Genomic DNA, 4,838 nt, shown 5'->3' on the forward strand with positions numbered 1-4,838 from the left:
GGTCTCGATCAGCTCATCCGGCGGGATCTGGGCCAGAAACTCCGGCAGCAGGGGACTGTCGCCCTGGCGGCTTGACGTGAACTCGACCGTGCGGACATCGCCGGTGCCCACATCCATGGCGATATGGGGGTCTGATCCGGCTGGGGGCGGAATCGTATCATAAGGCATACTCGACTTTCGCTGCAGCTTGGTCAGACAAGCGAGACGCGGACAAAGTGTGAATTTTCTGCGGCTGCGCCAAAGTCCGGTTTGGCAAAGCTGCGCCTGGAGCTTGTTTCGAGAGTCACGCAAGTCTTTGTATCGTGGTCGATATCATCAGATGAACCGCGCCGGGTTTGCCGGAGGCTCCAACTCTTGAGTAGGATGGAGCATCATGACAAAGACAACGAACAAGTATTCACCAGAAGTGCGCGAACGTGCCGTGCGGATGGTATTGGACGGCGCAGGGCCGCATCGACGCCGACCGGATGTCGCGCATGACCGGGGCCGACGGCGTCTTTGCCGCCCGCGACGCCCGGTTGGGGCCGTCGCTGGCCGTCTGGGCGATCCGCGAGGGCCGCGAGGTGGCCGCGGCGGTCGACCGCTATCTTGACATCCACCCGGTGCGCGAAGAAGCAGACGCATGCACACCGGCCGAGTGACCGGGCCGGAACCGACAGGGAAACAGGCATGCGGCTGACGATGATGTCCGACTATGCGCTGCGCGTGCTGCTTTATGCCGCCGCGCATCCCGAACGGCTGGTGACGATCGACGAAACACAGAAGGTCCATGACATCTCGCGCGGCCACCTAATGAAGATCGTCGGCATCCTGGCCGGCGGCGGCATCCTGCGCTCGCAGCGCGGCAGAACCGGGGGTTTCACCCTTGGCCTGCCACCCGAACAAATCCGCCTCGGCGATGTGTTGCGCCTGACCGAGCCGGATTTCGAAATGGTCGAATGCTTCGCACCGGGCAGCGCCTGTACCATCACAAGGGTCTGCCGCCTGCCCGGGATCGTGACCGAGGCCCTGTCCGCCTTCATGGCGGTGGTGGATCGCTACACCCTCGCCGACCTGATCCTGCGACCAGAGGATTTCGGCGTCGAACAGGGGTTGCCCGATTGAACGCCGCCGGCCGGCAGGCTAGTCGCTGACCTTTTTCACGAACTGCGACTTCAGGCCCATCTGGCCGATGCCCGGTACCTTGCAATCAATGTCGTGATCGCCGTCCACCAGGCGGATGCCGCGTACCTTGGTTCCGACCTTGACCGTCGACGACGATCCCTTGACCTTGAGATCCTTGATCACCGTCACCGTGTCGCCATCGGCCAGCACGTTGCCGACGCTGTCGCGCACCACCTCCACATTGTCCGATTCCGCCCCGGGCGACCATTCATGCCCGCATTCCGGACAGATCAGCAGAGCATCCGTCTGGTAGGTTAAGGTCGAGGCGCATTCGGGGCACGGTGGCAGGGTATCGGTCATGCCAGAGCCTATAGCGCGCGATTTCCGCAAAAACCAGCGCTTGTTGCGCACCTTTCCACCCCCGAATTTTCGCCTACAAGGCCATTCTAGACAGAGGTGTCCATGGCGACTAGCATCCCCCTGCAAGACCATCGGGGGGACGCATCATGAAATCGCATTATCGTGTCGTGGTCATTGGCGGGGGCGTCGTCGGGGCATCCGTTCTATACCACCTGGCCCGCGAAGGCTGGACCGATGTCTGCCTGATCGAACGCTCCGTTCTGACCGCCGGGTCAAGCTGGCACGCCGCCGGCGGGGTGCATGCGATCAATGCCGACCCCAACATCGCCGCGCTGCAGGCCTATACCATCGACCTGCTGTCGGTGATCCAGGAGGAGTCTGGCCAGGACATCGGCCTGCACATGACCGGCGGCATGACCCTGGCCGGCACCCCCGACCGCTGGGAATGGTTGCAATCGGCCTATCGCGTGTTCCAGTCCATCGGCATCAAGGACGTGCACCTGATCACCCCGAAGAGGCTGGAAAACTGTGCCCGGTGATCTCGACCGACGGCATCCTTGGCGGCCTGTGGGCCGAGCGCGAAGGCTATGTCGACACCACCGGCACCGTCCACGCCTATGCCGGCGCGGCCCGCAAGCGCGGCGCCGAGGTGATCGAACACAACCGCGTGCTGGAACTGAACCAGACCGCCAAAGGCTGGGAAGTGGTCACCGAAAAGGGCACGATCAACTGTGAACACGTGGTCAACGCCGGCGGGCTGTGGGCCAAACAGGTGGGCCGCATGGCCGGGATCGAATTGCCGGTCTCCCCGCTCAATCACCATTAACTGATCACCGAAACCATCCCCGAGGTGGCCGCGCTTGACCGCGAATTGCCGCTGGTCGTCAACCTTGAGGGGTTCACCTACATGCGGCAGGACCAGAAGGGCATGCTGCTGGGCATCTACGAGATCGACCACGATCACTGGATGATGGACGGCGCGCCCTGGGAATACGGCTTCGAGCTGCAGCAGGAAGACCCCGACCGCATCGAGAACGAACTCGCCCTGAGCTTTCAGCGCTATCCGGTGCTGCAAAAGACCGGGATCAAGACCTGGGTCAACGGCGCCTTTACCTTTTCGCCCGATGGCAACCCGCTGGTGGGGCCGGTACGGGGCAAACCCGGCTATTGGTGCGCCTGCGCGGTTATGGCCGGTTTTCTGCAGGGTGGCGGCGTCGGCAAGAGCCTGGCGGAATGGATCATCCACGGCGAACCCGAGGCCGACGTGTTCGGCATGGACGTGGCCCGCTATGGCGATTTCGCCGAGAACAAGCAGTACATCAAGGAAACCACCGGCCAGTTCTATTCGCGCCGCTTCGTGATGACCTATCCCAACCAGCAACTGCCCGCCGGGCGGCCGCTGCGGATGGCGCCGGCCCATTCCGACATGACCGCCGCCGGCGCCCGCTGGGGCGCCAGCTTTGGGTTGGAGCAGCCGCTCTATTTCGCCCCCTCCCCCGATTTCGAGGAAACACCGACACTGAAACGCTCGAACGCGTTCACCATCGTCGGCGCGGAATGCAAGGCCGTGCGCGAGGCTGCGGGCCTGCTGGACATCTCGGCCTTCTCGCGGTTCGAGGTCACCGGCGCGGGGGCCGAGGCGTGGCTCGACCGGATCATGGCGTCGCGCCTGCCCGGGCCGGGGCGCGCGCGGCTGGCGCCGATGCTGGGGGCCGATGGCCGGCTCAAGGGCGATCTGACGATCTTCAACTGGGGTGACGGCACCTGGTGGATCATGGGCTCCTACTACCTGCGCGAATGGCACATGCGCTGGTTTGACGACCACATGGACCCGGATGTCGACGTGCGCGACATCTCGGACGCGACGGTCGGGTTCAGCGTCTCGGGCCCCAACAGTCTGAAGGTACTGGAACGGCTGACCGACGGCCCCGTGGGCGATCTGCCCTTCATGGGCTGCGGCACCTTCGATATCGGACTTTACCGCTGCAAGGTGGGGCGGCTGTCGGTCACAGGCGAGTTGGGATATGAAATCCACTGCAAGGCGGCCGAACATATCGGGCTGCGCAAGATCCCGCGGGAGGCAGGCGCGGACCTGGGCCTGCGCGAGGTGGGCTTTAACGCGCTGCTCAGCCTGCGGCTGGAAAAATCCTTCGGCATCTGGTCGGCGGAATTCACCCAGGGCTACACCCCCGGCCAGACCGGCATGGACCGCTGGATCGCCTGGGACAAGGGCGATTTCATCGGCCGCGACGCGGCGCTGGCCGAACGCGACGGCGGCGGGCCGGCGCAGGTGATCGTCACGCTGGAAATCGACGCCGAGGACGCCGACGCCAGCGAGTTCGAGCCGGTGTGGAAGGACGGCCAGCGTGTCGGGTTTGTCACCTCGGGCGGCTATGGCCACACCGTCGGCAAGTCGCTGGCGCTGGCAATGGTCAACCGCGACGCCGCGACAGAGGGGACCGCGCTGACCACCCATATCGTCGGGGTGGAACGGCCGGCGCGCGTCATCGCGCCCTCGCCCTATGATCCCTCCGGCAAGGCGATGCGGTCATGACCCCCGCGCAGGCACGCAGCCCAAACCGCCACCGGCGGCGGGGACGGTCCGAGGCCAACGCCGGCGGCGGCCAGCGCGAGGTGAACTATCGCCAGCTGCGCAACCCGTTCACGCCGCAGGCGGTGTTTTCCGACGATCAGATCACCGCCATGCACAACGAGGCGCTTTCGGTGCTGGAGGATCTGGGCATCAAGGTCCTGCTGCCAGAGGCGCGCGCGATTTTCGCCGCAGGCGGCGCGCTGGTGGACGAGGACACCGAAACCGTGCGCATCGGGCGCGAGATCGTCGAGGCGGCGCTGGCCAGCGCGCCGCGCAGCGTGCACTGCCGCGCCGGTGCCCCGGAACGCGACGTGACGCTGGAACTGGGCAGCCTGACCTTTCAGCCCGGCGCCGGAGCGCCCCACGCCACCGATCTGACCCGTGGCCACCGCCCCGGTAGCGGCCGCGACTTTCGTGAACTGATCAAGCTGACGCACCACTTCGACGTGCTGCACCTGCTGCCGCCGCTGGTCGAACCGCAGGACGTTTCGCCCGAGCTGCGCCATTATTTCACCATGCAGGCACAGCTTGGGCTGTCGGACAAGCTGCCCTTCGTGTTTTCACGCGGTACGCCGCAGGTCAGTGATAGCTTTGAGATGCTGCGCGATTTCCGCGGGCTTTCGGATGACGAATTCACCGCCGAGCTGCGCTGTTTGAGCTACCCCCCGAAATTCGGACAGTGACGTAAGCTACGATTTGCAGTCTGCTGATCTTCGACGAGAAGGAGATCAGAGATGTCGAAACGCAAACAACATGCGCCCGAGTTCAAGGCGAAGGTCGC

At 64.7% G+C, this 4,838-nt stretch carries 5 protein-coding genes and 2 pseudogenes; 5 read left to right on the forward strand and 2 right to left on the reverse strand.

Annotated elements, in window-relative coordinates:
* Positions 1 to 126: pseudogene (locus tag DL899_RS18975) on the reverse strand (IS5/IS1182 family transposase); the annotation flags it as partial.
* Positions 127 to 476: 350 nt separating this feature from the next.
* Between DL899_RS18975 and DL899_RS18980 the strand changes: the two are divergent.
* Both DL899_RS18980 and DL899_RS18985 read left to right on the forward strand, forming a co-directional pair.
* On the forward strand, positions 477 to 641 hold the full coding sequence (locus DL899_RS18980; RefSeq protein WP_162685670.1) for a hypothetical protein: 165 nt from the start codon (positions 477 to 479) through the stop codon (positions 639 to 641).
* 28 nt (positions 642 to 669) lie between these two features.
* Positions 670 to 1,104: an RrF2 family transcriptional regulator gene (locus DL899_RS18985; protein ID WP_111735879.1), complete on the forward strand. Its 435-nt coding sequence runs from the start codon at positions 670 to 672 to the stop codon at positions 1,102 to 1,104.
* An 18-nt stretch (positions 1,105 to 1,122) separates the two neighbouring features.
* Here the strand turns inward: DL899_RS18985 and DL899_RS18990 are convergent, their stop codons facing one another.
* Entirely contained in the window at positions 1,123 to 1,464 is a 342-nt protein-coding gene (locus DL899_RS18990; protein WP_111735880.1) for a zinc ribbon domain-containing protein YjdM, read from the reverse strand.
* A gap of 146 nt (positions 1,465 to 1,610) precedes the next feature.
* Here DL899_RS18990 and DL899_RS20170 point away from each other — a divergent pair.
* The 3 genes and pseudogenes from DL899_RS20170 to DL899_RS19000 form a co-directional block, all read left to right on the forward strand.
* Positions 1,611 to 2,812 (forward strand): annotated as a pseudogene (locus tag DL899_RS20170) (FAD-dependent oxidoreductase); the annotation flags it as partial.
* Between the two features lie 78 nt (positions 2,813 to 2,890).
* Entirely contained in the window at positions 2,891 to 4,018 is a 1,128-nt protein-coding gene (locus DL899_RS18995; RefSeq protein ID WP_338049667.1) for an aminomethyl transferase family protein, read from the forward strand.
* Positions 4,015 to 4,740 carry a trimethylamine methyltransferase family protein gene (locus DL899_RS19000; RefSeq protein ID WP_111735881.1) on the forward strand — a complete coding sequence of 242 codons (726 nt, stop codon included), beginning with the start codon at positions 4,015 to 4,017 and terminating at the stop codon, positions 4,738 to 4,740. The genes DL899_RS18995 and DL899_RS19000 overlap by 4 nt, the downstream gene beginning before the upstream one ends.
* Positions 4,741 to 4,838: the final 98 nt, after the last annotated feature.

Source organism: Roseovarius amoyensis, from assembly GCF_003260265.1.
In the GTDB taxonomy this organism is placed as follows: Bacteria; Pseudomonadota; Alphaproteobacteria; order Rhodobacterales; family Rhodobacteraceae; genus Roseovarius; species Roseovarius amoyensis.

Bases quoted from the DNA above. Each gene is read 5' to 3' on its own strand.
- DL899_RS18980 (WP_162685670.1), top strand. From the start codon at position 477: ATGACCGGGGCCGACGGCGTCTTTGCCGCCCGCGACGCCCGGTTGGGG.
- DL899_RS18985 (WP_111735879.1), top strand. From the start codon at position 670: ATGCGGCTGACGATGATGTCCGACTATGCGCTGCGCGTGCTGCTTTAT.
- DL899_RS18990 (WP_111735880.1), bottom strand. From the start codon at position 1,464: ATGACCGATACCCTGCCACCGTGCCCCGAATGCGCCTCGACCTTAACC.
- DL899_RS18995 (WP_338049667.1), top strand. From the start codon at position 2,891: ATGACCGCCGCCGGCGCCCGCTGGGGCGCCAGCTTTGGGTTGGAGCAG.
- DL899_RS19000 (WP_111735881.1), top strand. From the start codon at position 4,015: ATGACCCCCGCGCAGGCACGCAGCCCAAACCGCCACCGGCGGCGGGGA.